The sequence below is a fragment of the Pseudomonas sp. P9_2 genome, assembly GCF_034008255.1.
Taxonomy (GTDB): Bacteria; Pseudomonadota; Gammaproteobacteria; order Pseudomonadales; family Pseudomonadaceae; genus Aquipseudomonas; species Aquipseudomonas synxantha_A.
Genome location: NZ_CP125376.1, coordinates 2,524,055 through 2,541,383, shown reverse-complemented (window position 1 = coordinate 2,541,383; position 17,329 = coordinate 2,524,055). Strand labels below are relative to the sequence as shown.

12 protein-coding genes are annotated in these 17,329 nt (G+C 60.3%); 4 read left to right on the top strand and 8 right to left on the bottom strand.

All coding sequences use genetic code 11. The annotated features are described in order from the left end of the window. Positions 1–13: 13 nt before the first annotated feature. Positions 14–511: a GreA/GreB family elongation factor gene (locus QMK52_RS11340; RefSeq protein WP_005791597.1), complete on the top strand. Its 498-nt coding sequence runs from the start codon at positions 14–16 to the stop codon at positions 509–511. Here QMK52_RS11340 and gdhA read toward each other — a convergent pair. Continuing rightward, positions 508–1,845 carry an NADP-specific glutamate dehydrogenase gene (gene gdhA, locus QMK52_RS11335; protein WP_005791599.1) on the bottom strand — a complete coding sequence of 446 codons (1,338 nt, stop codon included), beginning with the start codon at positions 1,843–1,845 and terminating at the stop codon, positions 508–510. The genes QMK52_RS11340 and gdhA overlap by 4 nt on opposite strands. A 348-nt stretch (positions 1,846–2,193) precedes the next feature. Further along, positions 2,194–3,858, bottom strand: a complete 1,665-nt coding sequence (gene ettA / locus QMK52_RS11330) for an energy-dependent translational throttle protein EttA (RefSeq protein ID WP_005791601.1) — start codon at positions 3,856–3,858, stop codon at positions 2,194–2,196. 284 nt (positions 3,859–4,142) lie between these two features. Here ettA and QMK52_RS11325 point away from each other — a divergent pair, with 284 nt between their 5' ends. Together QMK52_RS11325 and glyA are read left to right on the top strand one after the other, a co-directional pair. After that, complete coding sequence (locus QMK52_RS11325) at positions 4,143–7,994, top strand: EAL domain-containing protein (RefSeq protein WP_320404091.1); 3,852 nt, start codon at positions 4,143–4,145, stop codon at positions 7,992–7,994. Positions 7,995–8,225: 231 nt separating this feature from the next. Next, complete coding sequence (gene glyA / locus QMK52_RS11320; RefSeq protein ID WP_005791605.1) at positions 8,226–9,479, top strand: serine hydroxymethyltransferase; 1,254 nt, start codon at positions 8,226–8,228, stop codon at positions 9,477–9,479. A gap of 177 nt (positions 9,480–9,656) precedes the next feature. Here glyA and yjiA read toward each other — a convergent pair whose 3' ends face one another. From yjiA to QMK52_RS11305, 3 genes are all read right to left on the bottom strand, one after another. After that, entirely contained in the window at positions 9,657–10,616 is a 960-nt protein-coding gene (gene yjiA / locus QMK52_RS11315) for a GTPase (RefSeq protein ID WP_005791606.1), read from the bottom strand. A gap of 189 nt (positions 10,617–10,805) precedes the next feature. Continuing rightward, entirely contained in the window at positions 10,806–11,003 is a 198-nt protein-coding gene (locus tag QMK52_RS11310; protein WP_003194308.1) for a YbdD/YjiX family protein, read from the bottom strand. 15 nt (positions 11,004–11,018) lie between these two features. Further along, the gene (locus QMK52_RS11305) at positions 11,019–13,085 is read right to left on the bottom strand and encodes a carbon starvation CstA family protein (RefSeq protein WP_005791609.1); all 2,067 of its coding nucleotides are present in this window, start codon (positions 13,083–13,085) and stop codon (positions 11,019–11,021) included. A 173-nt stretch (positions 13,086–13,258) separates the two neighbouring features. Between QMK52_RS11305 and QMK52_RS11300 the strand changes: the two genes are divergently transcribed. Further along, positions 13,259–13,627 carry a PilZ domain-containing protein gene (locus tag QMK52_RS11300; protein ID WP_005791611.1) on the top strand — a complete coding sequence of 123 codons (369 nt, stop codon included), beginning with the start codon at positions 13,259–13,261 and terminating at the stop codon, positions 13,625–13,627. 67 nt (positions 13,628–13,694) lie between these two features. On the opposite strand, the gene radA is transcribed toward QMK52_RS11300, so the two are convergent. The 3 genes from radA to katB are packed head-to-tail and all read right to left on the bottom strand — an operon-like array spanning position 13,695 to position 17,236. Then, on the bottom strand, positions 13,695–15,062 hold the full coding sequence (radA, locus tag QMK52_RS11295; protein ID WP_005791613.1) for a DNA repair protein RadA: 1,368 nt from the start codon (positions 15,060–15,062) through the stop codon (positions 13,695–13,697). 35 nt (positions 15,063–15,097) lie between these two features. After that, positions 15,098–15,637, bottom strand: a complete 540-nt coding sequence (locus tag QMK52_RS11290; protein WP_005791615.1) for an ankyrin repeat domain-containing protein — start codon at positions 15,635–15,637, stop codon at positions 15,098–15,100. A 57-nt stretch (positions 15,638–15,694) separates the two neighbouring features. Continuing rightward, complete coding sequence (gene katB, locus QMK52_RS11285; protein ID WP_005791616.1) at positions 15,695–17,236, bottom strand: catalase KatB; 1,542 nt, start codon at positions 17,234–17,236, stop codon at positions 15,695–15,697. Between the last annotated feature and the right edge of the window lie 93 nt (positions 17,237–17,329).

The following is a 17,329-nucleotide window of genomic DNA, read 5'->3' as shown; positions in this document are numbered from 1 at the left end:
GAGGGAGAACACCATGAGCCGAGCTTTTGTAAATGAAGACAACGCCGCCGCCCAGGCCGATCAGCCGGTGGAGCGTCAGGTCAGCGCGCAACCTAACCGCCTGACCGCGCAAGGGTTGGCGCAGTTGCAAGCCAAGGTGGCGCAATTGCAGCTTGAGTACAGCGCCGAGTCCGCCAAGGGTGAGCATGCCGATAAGCAGCGCCAGGCGGATCTTGAGCGGGACCTGCGTTACTTCAACCAGCGGGTGCAGAGCGCTCAGGTGGTCGCGCCGGCGAGAGCCACCGACAAGGTGCAGATCGGCAGCTGGGTCACGTTCGCCAATGAGCAGGACGAGCAGCAGCGCATTCAATTGGTAGGTGAGGATCAAGCCGACGCCAACGCCGGTTTGATCAACTGGGGCTCGCCTCTGGGCCGCGCCTTGTTGGGGGCCCAGGTGGGCGACGAGGTGCTGTGGAAGCGCCCCGTCGGCGATCAGTTGATCGAAGTGCTGAGCATCGAGCCCGAGGTTTAGACGATACCCTGGGCCAGCATCGCGTCAGCCACTTTCACGAAGCCTGCGATGTTGGCGCCCTTGACGTAGTTGACCCGGCCGTTTTCCTCACCGTAATGCACGCAGGCATGGTGGATCGACTGCATGATGTTGTGCAGTTTGCTGTCCACTTCCCCGGCGGTCCACAGCAGGCGCATGGCGTTCTGCGACATTTCCAGGCCGCTCACCGCCACACCGCCGGCGTTGGACGCCTTGCCGGGCGCAAACAGGATGCCCGCGTCGATGAAGATATCCACAGCCTCCAGGGTGGTCGGCATGTTGGCGCCTTCGGCCACGCAGATGCAGCCGTTGCGCAACAGCGTGCGTGCGGCTTGGGCGTCGAGTTCGTTCTGGGTGGCGCATGGCAGCGCGATATCGCACGCCAGCTCCCAGGGGGTTTGGCCTTTGCGGAATTCCAGGCCGAAACGTTCAGCCAATTCACTGATGCGCCCACGTTGTACGTTTTTCAGCTCCAGCAGGGCCGACCATTGTTCTTCGGTCAAACCACTTTCGGCGTACAGGGTGCCTTCGGAGTCCGACAGGGAAACCACCTTGCCGCCCAGGTCCATGACCTTGCGCGCCGCGTATTGCGCCACGTTGCCGGAGCCGGACAGCGCCACCCGCTTGCCTTCGACCCGCTGACCTTGGCGCTTGAGCATTTCCTCGGCGAAATACACACAGCCGAAACCGGTGGCTTCCGGACGAATCAGGCTGCCGCCATAGGTCATGCCTTTGCCGGTCAGCACTGAAGTGAATTGATTGCTCAGGCGCTTGTACTGGCCGAACAGAAAGCCGATTTCCCGTGCGCCCACACCGATATCGCCGGCCGGTACGTCGACGTCCGCACCGATGTGGCGGTACAGCTCGCTCATGAACGCCTGGCAGAAGCGCATCACTTCGGCATCGCTCTTGCCCTTGGGGTCGAAGTCCGAGCCGCCTTTGCCGCCGCCCATGGGCAGCGAGGTCAGGGAGTTTTTGAAGGTCTGCTCGAAGGCGAGGAATTTCAGCACGCCCAGGTTGACCGAAGGGTGAAAGCGCAAGCCACCTTTGTACGGGCCGATGGCGCTGTTCATCTGGATACGGAAACCGCGATTGACCTGAACCTTGCCGTGATCATCCACCCACGACACCCGGAAGGTGATGGTGCGTTCCGGTTCGCAAATGCGTTCCAGAATGCCCGAGGTCAGGTAGTGGGAGTTGGCTTCAAGAAAGGGCCACAGGCTGCGCAGGACTTCTTCTACAGCCTGGTGGAATTCCGGCTGGTCGGGGTCGCGTTTCTTGAGGCGGGCCAGGAAGGATTCGACGGATTCGATCATGAAAAGTCTCGGCAAATTGATTGTTGTTAAACAGAGAATGAGCCGGACTTTATCAATTCATTTCGCACCGTGACAGGGCAAAATGTCGCTTTTGTGAATTTAAATGGTGCATTGGATATAAATAATCAGGATTTTTGCCCTCTAACAGGGATTTCAACGCGAGATATGCACCAATAGTTAAACCGCTATCGCAGGCAAGCCAGCTCCCACATTGGACCGTGTCGTAGCAGAGGTACTCGATCTAATGTGGGAGCTGGCTTGCCTGCGATGAAGTCGCCTCGGTCCACCTGAACAGCGCCCAAAAAAAAGCGAAGCCCGAAGGCTTCGCTTTTTTCAAACCAGCCCGAATCAGGCCAGTTTTTTGTGACGCACACGGTGCGGCTGGGCAGCTGCTTCGCCCAAGCGCTTTTTACGGTCTGCTTCGTACTCGGTGTAGTTACCTTCGAAGAACACCGCCTGGGAGTCATCTTCGTACGCCAGGATGTGGGTCGCGACGCGGTCAAGGAACCACCGATCGTGAGAGATCACAATGGCGGCGCCCGGGAAGTCCAGCAGGGCTTCTTCCAGGGAACGCAGGGTTTCAACGTCGAGGTCGTTGGACGGTTCGTCGAGCAGCAACACGTTGCCGCCCTCTTTCAAGGTCAGGGCCAAGTGCAAGCGACCACGCTCACCACCGGACAGGTCCTTGACGAACTTCTGCTGATCGCCGCCCTTGAAGTTGAAACGGCCGACATAGGTGCGCGACGGGATTTCATAGTTGCCGATGCGGATCTGGTCGGAGCCGTCGGAGATCTGCTGGAATACGGTCTTGCTGCCGTCGAGGTCGTCGCGGCTCTGGTCCACACAGGCCAGTTGCACGGTGTCGCCGATCTCGATGCTGCCGGAGTCCGGAGTTTCCTTGCCCATCAACATGCGGAACAGCGTGGACTTACCCGCACCGTTACCACCAATGACGCCGACGATCGCGCCTTTTGGCATGGAGAACGACAGGTTGTCGATCAGCACGCGGTCGCCATAGCCCTTGGATACGTTCTTGAACTCGATGACCTTGTCACCCAGGCGCGGACCGGCCGGGATGTAGATCTCGTTGGTTTCGCTGCGCTTCTGGAATTCCTGCGACTGCATTTCTTCAAAGCGTTGCAGACGGGCCTTGGATTTGGACTGGCGGGCCTTGGCGCCTTTGCGCACCCACTCCAGCTCTTCCTTCATGGCTTTTTCGTGAGCCGATTGCTGCTTGGATTCGGCGGCCAGACGGTCGGACTTGGCTTCCAGCCAACCAGAATAGTTGCCCTCGTAAGGGATACCGGCGCCGCGGTCGAGCTCGAGGATCCAGCCGGCAACGTTGTCCAGGAAATACCGGTCGTGCGTGATCGCAACCACGGTGCCCGGGAAGTCGTGCAGGAAGTGCTCCAGCCAGGCGACGGAATCGGCGTCCAGGTGGTTGGTCGGTTCGTCGAGCAGCAGCATGTCGGGAGCCGACAGCAGCAGGCGGCACAGGGCCACACGACGTTTTTCACCACCAGACAGGTGCTCGACCTTGGCGTCCCACGCCGGCAGGCGCAGCGCATCGGCGGCGACTTCCAGTTGGCGCTCCAGGTTGTGACCGTCGCCAGCCTGCAGGATGGCTTCGAGCTTGGCCTGCTCGGCGGCCAGCTTGTCGAAGTCGGCATCCGGTTCGGCGTAGGCGGCATAGACCTCGTCGAGGCGCGCTTGGGCGTCCTTGATCACGCTGACGGCCTCTTCAACCACTTCGCGCACGGTCTTGGTCGGATCCAGGATCGGCTCTTGCGGCAGGTAACCGATGTTCAGGTCCGGCATCGGGCGGGCTTCGCCTTCGAACTCGGTGTCGACGCCGGCCATGATTTTCAGCAGCGTGGACTTACCCGAACCGTTGAGGCCGAGCACGCCGATCTTGGCGCCAGGGAAGAAGGACAGCGAAATGTTTTTCAGGATTTCCCGCTTCGGCGGAACAACTTTTCCCAGCCGATGCATGGTGAAGACGTATTGAGCCATGGTGAACCTAGCGTCAGTGACTGATGAATTAAGCGGACGAAGCCCGTGCCAGGCCATGCGCCGCGCGGGCCTTTGACTATCATCAATGCCTGCGTGGGGAAAAAGCCTGAATGTCTGGGGCTGGAACGCCCCCGCGTAACCGGCAAAGCTACCTGAATGCGCTGGGGCAGTCCAGCCAGGGAAGACTGGCACTTTGCCACAACTCAAGGCATGCTAGCCGCCCTCCGGGCGTCCGGCTTATAGTGCACGTCGCGCGCCAGTCCAGCCAACCGCAGGATCACAGCTTGTCCAAAGTCACGCCGCCCACTCCCTTGCGCGCCGCTCATATTGCGCCGGGAGCGCCCCTGCACGGTACCTTGAAGGGCGCATTGGCGACGCTTGTGCTGATGTTGCTCGCGTTATTGTTCTGGCAACTGCTTGACCAGTTGCAGCAAAACCAGAAAAACCAGCAGCAATACACCATCGACTACAGTGCCGACCTCGCCGAGCAGATCAGCCAGAGCATGGCCCTGAGCGCGCAGATCGCCCTGAACCTGCTGCCCATTGTCGAGCCGCCGCGCAATGCCGAGCAGCAGCAGGCCTTGATGCGCACATTGCAGCGCTCGTTGCCGGACCTGCGCAGCTTCGCCCTGCTCGCCCCCAGCGGCGCGCTGATCAGCGACACTGCCGAAGGCAGCCAAGACAGTGCCCTGCTCGAAGACCTGGTCAAGCGCAGTCACGCCCAGTCTTACTACCTGAGCAACGACAATGACGGCACGGTCATCTATCTGTTGCTGCACCAACCCAGCGGTGGCTCCAAGGTGTACTGGGCCTTGCGCCTGGCCCCCAATTACCTGGCCAACCTCACACGGCAGGACATTCAGGGCCAGCGCCCGATGTGGGCGATCGAGAACAGCCTGAACCATCGTGTGGTCAGCCGTGACAGCGGGATGCCGGCGCAGTGGCCCAGCGCTCTGACACCGGAAGAATTGAACCACAGTGTGCTGGTCACGCCCTTGAGCAAAAGCGACTGGCAACTGCGCGGCCTGTTTGACCGCAGCGCGGTGCTGGAACAACTGCTGCCTGCCTTTATCGGCAAGTGCCTGCTGGGCCTGGCGTTTTCACTGGTCCCGGTGATCGTGCTGCTCAACATGCGCCGCCGCCAACGCCAGGTGCATGAAGGCCGGCGACGCTATCAGGACATCTTCGAAGGCACAGGCGTGGCCTTGTGCGTGCTCGACCTGGCGGGGCTCAAGGCGTTTTGCAACAAGACCCAGGTACAAAGCCGCGAACAATTGCACGCCTGGTTGCAGGCCAACCCCGCCGAACGCAAGCAACTGCTCAAGGAGTTGCGCGTCACCGAGGTCAACCAGATGGCCGTGCGCCTGCTCAACGTCGCGTCCTGCGAGCAGGCGTGGGAGCGCCTGATCGATGATTGCCCGAGCAATGCCACGTCCATCGGCTATCAGGTGCTGGAAGCTGTACTGACCCGGCAAAAACAGCTGGAGCTGGAAATCCAGCTCAACGACGTGGCCGGCAACGAACAGTACCTGTGGCTGGTGATGCGTTTGCCGGAGCAGCAGGATGACGTCAAGGCCGTGATCCTCAGCATCAGCGACATCACCAGCCGCAAGCTGATCGAGTTGTCGCTGGTGGAGCGCGAGAGCTTCTGGTCGGATGTGGTGCGCACGGTGCCTGATCACCTGTATGTGCAGGACGTGATCAGCCAGCGCATGATTTTCAGCAACCATCATCTGGGCCACACCCTGGGCTATAACAAAGCCGAACTGCAGCAAATGGGTGAGTACTTCTGGGAAATCCTGCTGCACCCCGAAGACGCCGAGCACTACCATGATTCGCGTGAGCAGCAACGCCAGGTCGGCTACACGACCCAGTTGCACTGCCAACTGCGCTTTCGCCACCGCAATAACCAGTGGCGCCGCTTCGATATTCGCGAACAGGCCCTGGCCCGGGATACGTCCACCGTGGTCACTCGGATCATCGGTGTGGCCAAGGACATTACCGACCAGATCGAAGCCAGCGAATCCCTGCGAGACAGCGAACAGCGCTACCGCATGTTGGCTGAAAGCATCAGCGACGTGATCTGCTCTACCGACAGCCAACTGGCTCTGAATTACATCAGCCCATCGGTCAACACCGTGCTGGGCTATGACGTGGATTGGGTGTTCAAACATGGCTGGCAGTCAATCGTTGCCAATCCGCAACAGTTGACCGGCATTTATAGCCTGATGGAACAGGTCAGTCGCGCCCTCGGCAACCCCGAGGCGTTGAACACCTTGCGCGATGAAGTCCAGACCCAACTGTTCCTGTTCGACTGCCTGCGCGCCGACGGGCGCAAAGTACCGATCGAACTGCGCCTGGTGCTGGTGTGGGATGAACATGGCGCGTTTGAGGGCATCCTCGGCGTGGGCCGCGATATCAGCCAGCAACGCCGCGCCGAAAAAGACCTGCGCATGGCGGCCACGGTCTTCGAGCACTCCACCTCGGCGATCCTGATCACCGATCCGGCCGGTTATATCGTGCAAGCCAACGAGGCGTTCAGCCGGGTCAGCGGGTATGAAGTGGCGGACGTGCTCGACCAATTGCCGAACATGCTCACCGTCGACGAGCAGCAGGAAGCCCACCTGCGTTATGTGCTCAAGCAACTGCACCAGCACAGTACCTGGGAAGGCGAAGTGTGGCTCAAGCGCCGCAACGGCGAGCATTACCCGGCCTGGGTCGGCATTACGGCGGTGTTTGACGATGAAGGCGACCTGGCCAGCTACGTCTGCTTCTTCAGCGATATCAGCGAGCGCAAGGCCAGCGAACAGCGCATCCACCGCCTGGCCTACTACGACGCCCTGACCCACCTGCCCAACCGCACGCTGTTCCAAGACCGTCTGCACACGGCGTTGCAGTCGGCAGAACGGCAGAAGTCGTGGGTGGTGTTGATGTTCCTCGACCTCGACCGCTTCAAGCCGATCAACGACTCCCTCGGCCACGCCGCCGGCGACCGTATGCTCAAGGAAATGGCGACGCGCCTGCTCGGTTGCGTGGCCGAAGACGACACCGTGGCGCGCATGGGCGGCGACGAGTTCACCCTGCTGTTGCAACCACGGGTCAGCCGCGAAATGGCGCTGAACCGCGCGATTCATGTGGCCGAACAGATTCTGGCCAGCCTGGTGAAGCCATTCGTGCTCGAAGGCCGCGAGTTCTTCGTGACCGCCAGTATCGGCATCGCCCTCAGCCCGCAAGACGGCAACGAGCTGAGCCAACTGATGAAAAACGCGGATACGGCGATGTACCACGCCAAAGAACGCGGCAAGAACAACTTCCAGTTCTACCAGGCCGACATGAACGCCAGCGCCCTGGAGCGTCTGGAGCTGGAGAGCGACCTGCGCCACGCCCTGGACCAGAACGAATTCGTGCTGTATTACCAACCGCAATTCAGCGGCGACGGCAAACGCCTGACCGGTGCCGAGGCCCTGCTGCGCTGGCGCCACCCGCGTCGCGGGCTGGTGCCACCGGGGGATTTCATTCCGGTATTGGAAGAACTCGGGCTGGTGGTGGACGTGGGCGATTGGGTGATCAGCGAAGCCTGTCGCCAACTCAAGACCTGGCACCAGAACAAGGTGCGGGTGCCCAAAGTCTCGGTGAACATCTCGGCGCGGCAGTTTTCCGACGGCCAGCTGGGCACGCGCATCGCCACCATCCTCAAGGACACTGGCCTGCCGCCAGCGTGCCTGGAGCTGGAACTGACCGAAAGTATCCTGATGCGCGAAGTCAACGAAGCGCTGCAAATCCTCGCCAGCTTGAAGAACCTGGGCCTGAGCATCGCGGTAGACGACTTTGGCACTGGCTATTCATCGCTCAACTACCTCAAGCAATTCCCCATCGACGTGCTGAAGATCGACCGCACCTTCGTCGATGGCCTGCCCTCCGGTGAGCAGGACGCACAGATCGCCCGGGCGATCATTGCCATGGCCCACAGCCTGAACCTGGCGGTGATCGCCGAAGGTGTGGAAACCCACGAGCAATTGGACTTTTTGCGCGAGCATGGCTGTGATGAGGTACAGGGTTACCTGTTCGGGCGGCCGATGCCGGCGAATCGGTTCGAGGCGCAGTTCAGTAATGATGCTCTCTTCATGTTCGACTGAAGTGCTGCAGTGGAGCTTATGGCCTCATCGCAGGCAAGCCAGCCCCCACATTTGATCGGGTCCACACAGTCAAATGTGGGAGCTGGCTTGCCTGCGATGGGGGCCAGTACTGACACCACTCATCTCCAGATGAGCCCCACTTGTCCGCGACATGATGTCCTTTCATATGCCATCCAAAACCCATTGGGTTAGAATGCCCTCCTTTTCTGCCCCCGATCCTTGAGGACCGCCATGTTCAGCCGTGATTTGACTATTGCCAAGTACGACGCCGATCTCTTCGCCGCCATGGAGCAAGAAGCCGTGCGCCAGGAAGAGCACATTGAGCTGATCGCTTCGGAAAACTACACCAGCCCTGCGGTGATGGAGGCTCAAGGTTCGGTTTTGACCAACAAGTACGCCGAAGGCTACCCGGGCAAGCGCTACTACGGTGGTTGCGAGTACGTCGACGTGGTTGAGCAGTTGGCCATCGACCGTGCCAAGGAGCTGTTCGGCGCCGATTACGCCAACGTCCAGCCACACGCCGGTTCCCAGGCCAACAGCGCCGTGTACCTGGCCCTGCTGCAAGGCGGCGACACTATCCTGGGCATGAGCCTGGCCCACGGCGGTCACCTGACCCACGGCGCCAGCGTTTCTTCCTCCGGCAAGCTGTACAACGCCGTCCAGTACGGTATCGATGCCAACGGCCTGATCGACTACGACGAAGTCGAGCGCCTGGCGGTCGAGCACAAGCCAAAAATGATCGTGGCTGGGTTCTCTGCCTACTCGCAGATCCTGGATTTCCCACGCTTCCGTGAAATCGCCGACAAGGTCGGTGCCTACCTGTTCGTCGACATGGCCCACGTGGCCGGTCTGGTGGCAGCGGGCGTGTACCCGAACCCAGTGCCTTACGCTGACGTGGTGACCACCACTACCCACAAGACCCTGCGCGGTCCACGCGGCGGCCTGATCCTGGCTCGCGCCAACGCCGAGATCGAGAAGAAGCTCAACTCCGCGGTATTCCCGGGCGCCCAGGGTGGCCCGCTGGAGCACGTGATTGCCGCCAAGGCGATCTGCTTCAAGGAAGCACTGCAGCCTGAGTTCAAGACCTACCAGCAACAAGTGGTGAAGAACGCCCAGGCCATGGCAGCTGTGTTCATCGAGCGCGGTTTTGACGTGGTGTCCGGCGGTACTGAAAACCACCTGTTCCTGCTGTCGCTGATCAAGCAGGACATTTCCGGTAAAGATGCTGACGCTGCCCTGGGCAAAGCCTTCATCACCGTAAACAAGAACTCCGTGCCGAACGACCCACGTTCGCCGTTCGTCACCTCCGGCCTGCGCTTCGGCACCCCGGCTGTGACCACCCGTGGCTTCAAGGAAGCAGAGTGCAAGGAACTGGCCGGCTGGATCTGCGACATCCTGGCTGACCTGAACAACGAAGCCGTGATCGACGCGGTACGTGAGAAGGTCAAGGCCATCTGCAAGAAGCTGCCGGTATACGGCGCTTGATTGCAGTTGCTTGAATGAAAAGCCCGGCTCTTGAGCCGGGCTTTTTTATTTCAATTTGAAATGCATTCAATTGTGGGAGGGGGCTTGCTCCCGATAGCAGTGTGTCAGTCACTTATATGTTTACTGACCCACCGCAATCGGGAGCAAGCCCCCTCCCACAGTTGATCGCATTTCAAGTCAGGATTGGTAGACGCGCTGGAAGCCTTCACGGATCTTGTCCTCCGGCAACTCATCGGCAATAAACACAATCACACTCTCCCGCGCTTCACCCTCGGCCCATTCGGTGTCCCAGTCAAAACCATAGAGTTTCAGCACGCCCTGGAACACCATGCGTCGATCCTCCCCGGCAATATTCAGCACGCCCTTGTAGCGCAGCAGCTGCTTGCCGTGGTCTTCCAGCAGTTCGTTCATGAACTCACTGAGGCGGTCGATATCCAGCGGCTGGTCGGTGCGCAGCACCAGGCTGGAAATACGGTCGACCGATGGCGCAGCGCTGACCGGGCGCAGGCTCATGCCGGCATTGAGGTTGAAGCCGCGCACATCCAGCAACTCAGCCAAGTCGATCTTGCCGTGATCCACCACACGGATCGGCGCACGCCGGTTGATACGGGTCAGGCGCTGGCTGAGGGCGTCGAAGGTGGCGTCGTCCACCAGGTCGCGCTTGCTCACCAGCAGGCGGTCGGCAAAGCCTATCTGGGCCTGGGCGATGGTCTGGGTCAGGTGATGCTCGGCGTGGGCGGCGTCCACCAGGGTAATGATGCCGTCGAGGATGTAGCGCTCGCGCAGTTCTTCGTCGATGAAAAAAGTCTGGGCCACCGGCGCAGGATCCGCCAGGCCGGTGCATTCGATCACCAGCCGGTCAAAGGCGATCTCGCTGCTGTCCAGGCGCTCAAGCAGCAGGTAAAGCGCCTTGGTCAGGTCGGTGTGGATGGTGCAGCACACGCAGCCGTTGGACAGGGTCATGACTTGCACCGGCTCGTCGCCCAAGAGCTGGGTGTCGATGCCGGCGTCACTGAATTCGTTTTCGATCACGGCGATTTTCAAGCCGTGCTCGGCCTTGAGCAGATGGCGCAGCAAGGTGGTCTTGCCGGCACCGAGGAAGCCGCTGAGGATGGTGACGGGGATGGGAGAGGACAAAACTATTCTCCTGATAACTGAATAAACACAAAACAAAAGTGGGAGCAAAGGCCCCTGTGGGAGCTGGCTTGCCTGCGATGCAGACAACTCGGTGCTTCAGTCAGACCGAGGTGATGCTATCGCAGGCAAGCCAGCTCCCACAGAAAGCCCTGCTCCCACAGGGGTATCGCATTGGCCCGCGTTACCGGGTCAACAGCACTTGGGCCCACCCTTGCCGCCGTAACGGGCCTCCTGGCGTTCGCGGAAGAACGCCTTGTAGTCCATCACCGGCTTGTCCGGGTGTTTGGTTTGCATATGCTCGACGTAGGTGTCGTAGTCGGGCATGCCGACCATCAGGCGCGCAGCCTGACCGAGGTATTTACCGAGGCGACTGATGTCATTGAACATAGTGGCAATCCTCGCTTATGCGTCCGGTACGGCCTGGAATGGCGCTTCTTTATCCGTACGCTCTTTGTTGCCCCAGGCGGCTACGCCGACTTTGAGCGCATAGAACAGGATGCTGAATACCACGAACAGGAACAGCGCCGTCAGCGTTGCGTTGGTGTAGGCGTTCCAGATCACATGCTGCATCTGGTCGATGCTCTTGGCCGGGGCGAGGATCTGACCGTTGGCCAGGGCATCGCTGTATTTCTTGGCCAGCGACAGGAAGCCGATCGCCGGGTTGGCGTCGAACAGCTTGATGAAGCCTGCGGTGGTGGTGCAGATCAGCAGCCAGACGGCCGGCAACATGGTCACCCAGATGTAGCGCTGGCGCTTCATTTTGATCAGCACAACGGTCGCCAGCATCAGCGCGATACCCGCCAGCATCTGGTTGGAGATACCGAACAGCGGCCACAAGGTGTTGATGCCACCCAGTGGGTCGATCACGCCCTGGTACAGCAGGTAACCCCACATGGCCACGCAACCGGCCGTCGCGATCAGGTTGGCGGTCCAGGACTCGGTGCGTTTGAGCGCAGGCACGAACGAACCGAGCAGGTCTTGCAGCATGAAACGACCGGCACGGGTACCGGCATCGACCGCCGTGAGGATGAACAGCGCTTCGAACAGGATTGCAAAGTGGTACCAGAACGCCATGGTGTTTTCACCTGGCAGCACACTGTGCAGGATCTGTGCGATACCGACCGCCAGCGTCGGCGCACCGCCGGCACGGGCCAGGATGGTGGTTTCCCCGATATCGTGGGCCACGGCAGAGAGCGCCTCAGGGGTAATTGCAAAACCCCAGCTGCTGACGGTTTGCGCCACGGTGACCACGTCGGTGCCGACAATGGCGGCCGGGCTGTTCATGGCGAAGTACACGCCAGGCTCGATCACCGAAGCGGCAACCATCGCCATGATGGCCACGAACGACTCCATCAACATGCCGCCGTATCCGATGTAACGGGCGTGGCTTTCACTGGCGAGCAACTTGGGCGTGGTACCCGAAGAGATCAGCGCGTGGAAGCCCGAGACCGCGCCACAGGCAATGGTGATGAACAGGAACGGGAACAGGCCGCCCTTCCACACCGGGCCAGTGCCGTCGATGAACTGGGTCAGTGCTGGCATTTTCAGGTCAGGCATGGTGACCAGGATGCCGATCGCCAGAGCGATGATGGTGCCGATTTTCAGGAACGTCGACAGGTAGTCACGCGGCGCCAGGATCAGCCAAACCGGCAGAACAGCGGCAACGAAGCCGTAGCCGATCAGCATCCAGGTGATCTGGATCCCGGTGAAGGTGAAGGCTTTGGCCCAGACCGGGTCAGCGGCAATCTGCCCGCCCAGCCAGATCGAACCCAGCAGCAACAGCACGCCGATGATCGAAATTTCACCGATGCGGCCCGGGCGGATGTAGCGCATGTAGATGCCCATGAACATCGCAATCGGGATGGTCGCCATCACCGTAAAGATGCCCCATGGGCTCTCGGCCAGGGCCTTGACCACGATCAGCGCCAGCACCGCGAGGATGATGATCATGATCAGGAAGCAGCCAAACAGGGCGATGGTCCCGGGAATGCGGCCCATCTCTTCGCGAACCATGTCACCCAGGGAACGCCCGTTGCGACGAGTGGACAGGAACAGGATCATGAAGTCCTGCACCGCACCCGCCAGCACCACACCGGCAATCAGCCACAGAGTGCCGGGCAGGTAACCCATCTGCGCCGCCAGCACCGGACCGACCAACGGGCCTGCACCGGCAATCGCCGCAAAGTGGTGACCGAAAAGGATATGTTTGTTGGTCGGCACATAGTCCAAACCGTCGTTATTGACCACTGCGGGGGTGGCCCGCCGAGGGTCGAGTTGCATCACGTTATTGGCGATGAACAGACTGTAGTAACGGTACGCAACCAGATAGATGGCCACAGCAGCGACCACAATCCACAAGGCGTTGATCGCCTCGCCGCGGCGCAAGGCCACTACGCCAAGGGCGCACGCTCCTACGATTGCCAGCACCAGCCAGGGTAGGTGGCGTAGCAGGCTATTATTATTTTTCATTTTTGTATTCCAGCCAGGGTGGACAGAAAGGACAGCCAGCCCGAGTTTAGCGCTGTTGGCCTCAAAGACCAGCCCCCTACGTTGGTCTAGAGCCTTCTATGCGGCAAAAAAACGAAATAAATGCCAAATGATGGCGCAAGGCTACAATCCTCCTATCCACCGAGGACTTCACCATGACTGAGCAACCGTCTGATCGCCGCCGTTTTCGCCGGATTGCTTTTGATGCCAAAACCGAAATTCGGCAAAACGGATGGGATTTTCCGGTGAAACTGGTGGATCTCTCGCTAAAGGGTCTACTGGTCGAGCGCCCCGAAGACTGGAAGGGGAACAAGGCGCTGCCGTTCGACGTAGACATACGCCTGGATCCGAAAGCGCATATAAAGATGCAAGTGAAGCTGAGCCACGAGGATAAGGGGCAGTTGGGCTTCGTGTGCCAACATATCGATCTGGATTCGATCAGCCATTTGCGGCGACTGATTGAGTTGAACCTGGGGGATGAGGAAGAGCTACACAGAGAGCTGGCGGCATTGCTGGAAATCTAGAAGCCAACACAACTCAAATGTGGGAGGGGGCTTGCTCCCTCCCACATTGGTTTCGCGGTGTCGCTGGCTACTCGAACAGTGCATCCAACGCCTGCTCCAGGCGCGTCACCCCAATCACCTGCAAACCTGCCGGCATTTCCTTCGGCGCATTGCCCTTGGGCACGATCGCCCGCTTGAACCCATGCTTGGCCGCCTCCTTCAACCGCTCCTGCCCACTGGGCACCGGGCGGACTTCGCCCGACAGGCCGACCTCACCAAACACCAGCAGATCATGGGGCAGCGGCCGATTGCGCAGGCTGGACATCACCGCCGCCATCAGCGCCAGGTCGGAGGCGGTCTCCAGCACCTTGACCCCGCCCACTACGTTAAGGAAAACATCCTGGTCATGGGTCGGAATGCCGCCGTGACGGTGCAATACCGCCAGCAACATCGCCAGACGGTTCTGGTCCAGGCCCAGCGTGACCCGCCGCGGGTTGGCCAAATGGCTGTCATCCACCAGCGCCTGGACTTCCACCAGCATGGGCCGGGTACCCTCCCACGTCGCCATCACCACACTGCCCGGGACTTCTTCCTGGGCCCGAGTGAGAAAAATTGCCGAGGGGTTGGAGACTTCTTTCAGTCCACGGTCAGTCATGGCGAACACACCCAGCTCGTTCACGGCGCCAAAGCGGTTTTTTACCGCCCGCAGCAAACGCAGGCGGCCATCGGACTCACCTTCGAAATACAGCACGGTATCCACCATGTGCTCCAACACCCGTGGCCCGGCCAGCGCGCCTTCCTTGGTCACATGGCCGACCAGGAAGATCGCCGTGCCGCTCTGCTTGGCGTAGCGCACCAACAGCGCCGCACTCTCGCGCACCTGGGACACGCCGCCCGGTGCCGATTGCAGTTGCTCGGTGAAAATCGTCTGGATCGAGTCAATTACCATGACCTTGGGCTTTTCGATCCGCGCCGTGGCGATGATGCTTTCGATGCAGGTTTCGGTCATGACCCGCAACTGGTCCTGGGGCAGGCCCAAACGGCGGGCGCGCATGGCCACTTGCTGTTGGGATTCTTCGCCGGTGACGTACAGCGCCGGCATACGGCTGGCGATGCTGCACAGGGTTTGCAAGAGGATGGTCGACTTGCCGATGCCCGGGTCACCGCCGATCAGCACCACCGAACCATCGACCAGGCCACCGCCAAGTACGCGGTCCAGTTCGCCGGACGCGGTGGAGAAACGCGGGATCTCTTCGACGCTGACCTCGGCCAGGGTCTTGATCTGTGCCTGTTGCCCGGTCCAGCCGGCGCGGCCGGTAGGAGCTGCGGCACCACCGCTTTCAATCATGGTTTCAGTCAGGGTGTTCCACGCACCGCATTCGGAGCACTGGCCCGCCCATTTGGGAAAGGTCGCGCCGCACTCCGTGCAGCCGTACATGCGCTTGGCCTTTGCCATGTGAGAACCTCCAACCGAAAAACCGCGATGATAGCTCAGCGCGACGCCGGGGTCCGGATTTCGCCACTGGCCAAACGTGAAGCACTGTTACCGACGGGATCCTCGGCGTTCAGGTCTGCGCCTTTGGCTTGCAGTTCACCCAGCAACTCGACGCGTTTGAACAGCCCGGCGTACATGGCGGCAGTCTGTCCCGCGCCATTGCGTTGGTCCGGGTTGCAGTCGGTGGCCAGCAGGCGCTGGGCGATTTTCAGCTCACCCTTGAAGATTGCGCCCATCAGCGCCGTGTTGCCGCGTTTGTCCTGTACGCAGGCGTTGGCACCCGCGTCGAGCAGACGCTCCACGTACGAGCCCTGGCCGTGATAAGCGGCGAGAATCAGTGCGGTGTAGCCTTTGTCATCCTGGGTGTTGAGGCTGTAGCCGGAGTCGATAAAGGTGTTGAGCATGTCGAGGTCGCCACGGCGAGCGGCGTCGAAGTAGTAATCCTGCAACTGGGCTTTGAGCGCCACCGGGTCGGGAGACTCCGCATGGGCGACAAAGGCCAGCATGGCCATCAGTAAACCGATAGAGATACGCATAGGGGCTTCTCCTGCCAAAGGTCGACGCCCGTAGAGGCGCCGACCGCAACCAACGAATCAGTCAGTCAGTTTTTCCGCCAGCGCCTTCACGCGAGCCAGATCACCTTTGGCCACCTTGGTCACGCCGGTGCCGTATTCCGGATCAGCCTTGTAAAGGAACGACAGGATGATGTGCTTGCTCTCGTCATCGGTGGTGGCCAGCGAGCCGCCGAAATTGTCGATCAAGTCCTGACGCTCTTTCTTGGTGTAGGAGCGGTACAGGTCACCGGCCTGTTTGAAGTTCTGCTCGCGCTGGATCTTCGCCTGCTGGGTGCTGCCCGACAGCGGCGACTGGCTGTAGCGCGCGGTTTGCGGCTCTTCGCGTGGCAACAGCCGGCTTGGCTGGTAGTTCACGCCGGTGGTGGTTTTGCCGAAGTTCATCGCACCGTCCTGGTTACCGTTGTTGACGGTGACCCGTGGAGCGTTGATCGGCAGTTGCAGGGCGTTCGCACCCAAGCGGTACATTTGCGTATCGGCATAGGAGAACACCCGGCCTTGCAGCAGGCGGTCTTCCGACGGCTCGATGCCCGGCACCAGGTTGGCAGGCGCCATCGCGACTTGCTCGGTTTCCTGGAAGACATTGGCCGGGTTGCGATTGAGCACCATCTGCCCGACTTTACGCTCAGGTACATCCGGCCAGATCTTGGTGGCATCCAGGGGGTCGAAATCAAACTTGGCCAAGTCCTCGGGCTTGAGCACTTGCACATACAAGTCCCACTTGGGGAAGTCGCCCTTGTTGATATGGGTGACCAAATCGTTGGTCATATGACTGTAGTCACGACCCTGTACTTCGGTGACTTGCTTGGGATCCAGGTTCTTGATGCCTTGCAGGCTCTTCCAGTGGAACTTGACGTAGTGCACTTCGCCCTTGGCGTTGATCAACTTGTAGGCATGTACGCCATTACCGTCCATCTCGCGGTAACTGGCCGGTGTACCGGAGTCCGAGTACAACTCGGTCAAAGTACGCGTGGCTTCGGGAACATGGGAGAAGAAGTCGAAACGGCGCGAGTCGTCATCCAGGTTGGTGCGTGGGTCGGGTTTGAAGGCATGGACCATATCCGGGAACTTGATGGCATCGCGGATAAAGAAGGTCGGAAAGTTATTGCCGACCAAGTCCCAGTTACCTTCGGCGGTGTAGAACTTGGTAGCAAAGCCCCGTGGGTCACGCAGGGTTTCAGGGGAATGGTTGCCGTGGACGACCGCCGAAAAGCGCACGAACACTGGCGTGGTTTCACCGGCGGCGAACACCTTGGCCTTGGTCAGGTCGCTGAGGTTGTCGGTCACCGTGAAGGTGCCATGGGCGCCCGTACCGCGGGCATGTACCACACGCTCGGGGATGCGTTCGCGGTCAAAGCGCTGCAACTTCTGGATCAGCTGAACGTCCTGCAACAATACCGGGCCGTTCGCTCCGGCCGTTTGCGAGTTCTGGTTATCACCGACGTTGGCCCCGTTATCGCGGGTCAGGTTGGCGGCTTGCACGGAGAGGGACAGCAGGCTTGCGGTCACCAGTGCCAGCGCGTGACGCGCGGACACGGGCCTGCGGCGGATTGGAGTGTTCATCGAGGTTTCCTCTGGTTTTTTTAGCGCACATTCTGTTGTGCTTGTCAGAGGCTAGTGACCTGCGACTCAGAAGATAAATAGAAAAACACCACA

Bases quoted from the DNA above. Each gene is read 5' to 3' on its own strand.
- QMK52_RS11290 (WP_005791615.1), bottom strand. From the start codon at position 15,637: ATGCGTATCTCTATCGGTTTACTGATGGCCATGCTGGCCTTTGTCGCC.
- QMK52_RS11305 (WP_005791609.1), bottom strand. From the start codon at position 13,085: ATGAAAAATAATAATAGCCTGCTACGCCACCTACCCTGGCTGGTGCTG.
- QMK52_RS11340 (WP_005791597.1), top strand. From the start codon at position 14: ATGAGCCGAGCTTTTGTAAATGAAGACAACGCCGCCGCCCAGGCCGAT.
- QMK52_RS11310 (WP_003194308.1), bottom strand. From the start codon at position 11,003: ATGTTCAATGACATCAGTCGCCTCGGTAAATACCTCGGTCAGGCTGCG.
- gdhA (WP_005791599.1), bottom strand. From the start codon at position 1,845: ATGATCGAATCCGTCGAATCCTTCCTGGCCCGCCTCAAGAAACGCGAC.
- ettA (WP_005791601.1), bottom strand. From the start codon at position 3,858: ATGGCTCAATACGTCTTCACCATGCATCGGCTGGGAAAAGTTGTTCCG.
- katB (WP_005791616.1), bottom strand. From the start codon at position 17,236: ATGAACACTCCAATCCGCCGCAGGCCCGTGTCCGCGCGTCACGCGCTG.
- QMK52_RS11300 (WP_005791611.1), top strand. From the start codon at position 13,259: ATGACTGAGCAACCGTCTGATCGCCGCCGTTTTCGCCGGATTGCTTTT.
- glyA (WP_005791605.1), top strand. From the start codon at position 8,226: ATGTTCAGCCGTGATTTGACTATTGCCAAGTACGACGCCGATCTCTTC.
- radA (WP_005791613.1), bottom strand. From the start codon at position 15,062: ATGGCAAAGGCCAAGCGCATGTACGGCTGCACGGAGTGCGGCGCGACC.